The organism is Roseiarcus sp. (assembly GCF_049514155.1).
In the GTDB taxonomy this organism is placed as follows: Bacteria; Pseudomonadota; Alphaproteobacteria; order Rhizobiales; family Beijerinckiaceae; genus Roseiarcus.
In genome coordinates this window covers 1-3,766 of the sequence record NZ_JBEKVH010000283.1, presented here as the reverse complement: position 1 = coordinate 3,766, position 3,766 = coordinate 1, and the positions used below count along the sequence as shown (strand labels likewise).

General features: G+C 65.1%; 5 protein-coding genes and 1 pseudogene. 2 read left to right on the top strand and 4 right to left on the bottom strand.

Annotation, left to right across the window (positions count from 1 at the left end; translation table 11 throughout):
- Positions 1 to 411, top strand: a 411-nt coding sequence (locus tag ABSF49_RS21500) for an IS66 family transposase (protein WP_424114669.1), incomplete at its 5' end; no start/stop codon positions are given.
- An 11-nt stretch (positions 412 to 422) separates the two neighbouring features.
- Here the strand turns inward: ABSF49_RS21500 and ABSF49_RS21495 are convergent.
- Together ABSF49_RS21495 and ABSF49_RS21490 are read right to left on the bottom strand one after the other, a co-directional pair.
- Positions 423 to 950: pseudogene (locus ABSF49_RS21495) on the bottom strand (transposase); the annotation flags it as partial.
- A 267-nt stretch (positions 951 to 1,217) separates the two neighbouring features.
- The gene (locus ABSF49_RS21490) at positions 1,218 to 1,811 is read right to left on the bottom strand and encodes a hypothetical protein (protein ID WP_424114668.1); all 594 of its coding nucleotides are present in this window, start codon (positions 1,809 to 1,811) and stop codon (positions 1,218 to 1,220) included.
- A gap of 284 nt (positions 1,812 to 2,095) precedes the next feature.
- Here ABSF49_RS21490 and ABSF49_RS21485 point away from each other — a divergent pair, with 284 nt between their 5' ends.
- A complete protein-coding gene (locus ABSF49_RS21485) occupies positions 2,096 to 2,503 on the top strand; it encodes a hypothetical protein (RefSeq protein ID WP_424114667.1) in 408 nt (135 codons plus the stop codon).
- 190 nt (positions 2,504 to 2,693) lie between these two features.
- Here the strand turns inward: ABSF49_RS21485 and ABSF49_RS21480 are convergent, their stop codons facing one another.
- Positions 2,694 to 2,933, bottom strand: coding sequence for a hypothetical protein (locus ABSF49_RS21480; protein ID WP_424114666.1), 240 nt, complete (start codon positions 2,931 to 2,933; stop codon positions 2,694 to 2,696).
- A gap of 113 nt (positions 2,934 to 3,046) precedes the next feature.
- Positions 3,047 to 3,766: adenosylhomocysteinase (locus ABSF49_RS21475; RefSeq protein WP_424114665.1), on the bottom strand; the 720-nt coding region annotated here is incomplete at its 5' end.

Here is a 3,766-nt window from a genome sequence, read left to right as displayed (position 1 = left end):
TCGCGTCCGGTTGTCGCCGAACTCGAACCCTGGCTGCGCGCCAAGCTCCCGCTCCTCAGCCAGAAGAGCAAGCTCGCCGAGGCGATCCGCTATGCCCTCTCGCGCTGGGAAGGCCTCAGCCGCTTCCTCGACGACGGCCGGATCGAGATCGATTCCAACACAGTCGAACGTTCGATCCGCCCGATCGCCCTCAATCGCAAGAATGCTCTGTTCGCCGGCTCCGACGGCGGCGGCGATAATTGGGCGGTGATCGCTTCGCTGATCGAATGCTGCAAACTCAACAGCGTCGATCCCCACGTCTATCTCGCCGACGTCCTCGCAAAGATCGTCAACGGCCACCTCAACAGCGCCATCGACGACCTGCTCCCCTGGGCCTACGTCGCGTCGCAGCCGCTCAAAGCCGCGGCCTGAAAACAGCGCTTACGAACCAGCCGCTCGCGCGCCCGATGCATCAGCTTGGCGTCGGTCGGGAACGCCACCGCCTTCGGCTGCACGGTGGTGTCGACGATCACTTTGGAAAAGTCCGCCGGCTTGGCCGCGCCGGTTCGCGTGGCGACGTTCAGGCTCTCCTGAACCAGCGCGACGAGCTTCTCCTCGCCCATGCGCTGGCGCCAGCGCGTCAGCGACGAGCGGTCGAAGGGCGGTGTGTGCTGGAAAAACTCCTCGCCGCAGAACAACTGGAAATACGGGTTCTCAATCCAGCGCTCGCACAGCGCCTCGTCGGAGAGGTCGTGCATGTGCTTGAGGATCGCCAGCCCCGCCATCAGGCGCGTCGGCAGCGGCGGATGGCCGGGCGTGTCCGAATAGACCGCGCCGAACCGCGCCTCCAGAAATCCCCAATCCACCGACCGGGCGAGCTTCGCCAGCGGATGGGTCATGTCGACGATCTGGTCCAGGCGGGCGCGGAAGAGATCCTTCTGTCCGCTGTCCTGAAGCTCCATCGGCCGCATCGCGAATCTCCCAATCGCGCCTCTTGCGATGAGAGAATCACGACCCGACCGTCGTTTCAAATTGCAAGATAATCGCCAGCCGCGCCGATCAAACCGGCGAAATCGAATACTTCGAAACCGTCGGAAAACCCCATCAATCCAGGGCGCTCACGATTCTTCACGGCCGACGAGACAAGGAGACAAGATAGGCGCCCTTTGGCTGCAGCGATCCGCTTCTTGAAAGCCCGACGGCTGAGGATTGGCTCGCCACGCCTTCTCTTTTCGAACCTATTCGACCGCGCAGGCGGCGCTCACGAGATGGGGCAGGCTGAAATGGGCCATCTGCCCGTTGTCTTCCCGCGTGGCGATGATGTCCTTGAAGCCGCTTTGCAGGAGATACGCGACTTCGATCCTGCAGCGATTGTCTTTGTCGATGGATATCGTCGTCATCGTAATGGTCTGGATGCCGACGCCGATGCGGCGCAGCTGTCGATCGCCGAGCACTTTCCAGACGACTTTCTCGTTGTGCTCGTCACCCAAGGCCGCCGAATTGGCGCCCGTGGTCATGACCCGGAAGCTGCCGTCCGGCTTGCGGTAGCTGTTGGCCCAACTCTCGCTGACCGTGTTTTTCCCCGACAAGGTGAAGGTGAATTCGTGCTTGTGCGTGACGCCGAGCAGTTCGTCCGGCGGCAGCCGGTCATGAACCTCGACGATCTCGCCGCGAATGACCGTCGCCTTGTCCGATTGAGCGTGAGCGGCGGCGCTGCTGAAGGCGAGGACAAGCGGCAGCGCGGCCCCGCCGATCAACGCTCGGAACGCGCAGCGACGGGCCGCGCCAAGGCTCGGCCGCCTTGGCAATTGCATTGGCGGCGGCTTGGCCATCGTCCCCCACCCGCGTCGCGCCGTTCATCGGCCCTACGCGAAATTGAGCGCAGCAGCGGCTACCGTCAATGTGCAGCCGCGTCCACGCGCGCGGAACGGCGCCGTCCCGATCGGCCTGACGCCGCCGACACCGGGCTTCGATCTGGAGCGGTTTTCGGTTAGGCTTGCCGTAGCGGTCCGCGACTTTGGACAGGTTCCCGCCTCGACCGCGCAAGCAAAAGAAGGCTGGACGCCGTCGCGGCGGGCCGGCTCGACGTATTCCTCGCCATCCAGGGAGCGAAGACATGCGCCGCATTGCAATCTCGACTATCGCCGCCGTCGCTTGGGCGACCTCGGCAAGCATTCCGGCCCGCGCCGAGACCATCGACGTCTACGACGATCACGGCGGCCACGTCAGGCAATACGACGCGCGCTGGGCCGCCGCTGCGGCGCGCGGCGTCGACGTCAGGATCGTCGGCCCGTGCCAATCGGCCTGCACAGTTTTGCTGGCCCATATCCCCTACGACCGCATCTGCGTGACGCCGCAAGCCTCGTTCGGCTTCCATCTTGCCGAGCACCCCCGAGCCACCGCCATGCTTTGGGCGGGCTACAGCGACGGCATTCGCGAATGGATCAATGCGCGCGGCGGACTAACGCCGGACTTCAAATGGATGGGGGCGCCGGACACGTATCGCTTCTTCCACAAGTGCTGAGGCGGAACTCGGCGCCGTCGTGGCCGCGCGACGACGGTCGTTTGCTTCGGTCGGTGGCGGCAGCGCCGAGCGCCCTGAGCCGTCGCAACTCGCCGTCGATCTCTTGATCGCGAAAGTTCCGATTGAGATGGGCGGTCAAGGGTCTCGACCGCCGGAGGCGGCGCGCTTCGTGCGCTCTTGACGGCCCATCTCAATCGGAAACGGTCGTTTCCAAGAGATCGACGGCGAGTTGCGGCGGCCTCGACGGTTCGAGCTGAAGGCAGGCGCCGGCGGTCGGCGCCCGAACGCCATTGGCCAAAACCCCAACCGCGTCATGGCTGGGCTTGTCCACGCGATGAGGCTGGCGCAACGCTTCAGGAAGACGCTGAGAAACGGGCGGCGTTTCGTTTTGCAGGGCGACGACGTGGATGGCCGGGTCAAGCCCGGCCATGACGCGTTTGTGGAACCGGGCGGCGTTCGGTTCGCGGTGACGGTTTGCTGTTCCGCTCGGCGACCGAGAAGGCGCGGCCGCCGGCCGCGCCTACAAACGCCTTTCGTTCGCCCTCAATACCGGTACATTTCCGCCTTGAACGGGCCGTCCTGGGGGACGCTGAGATAGGCGGCCTGCGCGGACGTCAGCCTGGTCAGCTTGGCGCCGACCTTGGCGAGATGGAGCGAGGCGACCTTTTCGTCGAGGTGCTTGGGCAGCGTGTAGACCTGCTTGGCGTATTGGCCGGGCTTGGTGAACAGCTCGATCTGCGCCAGCGTCTGGTTGGTGAACGAGGCCGACATGACGAACGACGGGTGGCCGGTGGCGTTGCCGAGGTTCACCAGCCGGCCTTCGGACAGCAGGATGATGCGACGGCCGCCGGGGAACTCGATCTCGTCGACCTGCGGCTTGACGTTGTTCCACTTGAGGTTGCGCAGCGCGCCGACCTGGATCTCCGAGTCGAAATGGCCGATGTTGCAGACGATCGCGCGGTCCTTCATCTTGCGCATGTGGTCGAGGGTGATGACGTCGACGTTGCCGGTGCAGGTGACGAAGATGTCGGCGCGCGGCGCGGCGTCGTCCATCGTCACGACCTCGTAGCCTTCCATCGCCGCCTGCAGCGCGCAGATCGGATCGACCTCGGACACCATCACCCGGCAGCCGGCGTTGCGTAAGGATGCGGCCGAACCCTTGCCGACGTCGCCGAAGCCGGCGACCATCGCCACCTTGCCCGCCATCATCACGTCGGTGCCGCGGCGGATGCCGTCGACCAGCGACTCGCGGCAGCCGTAGAG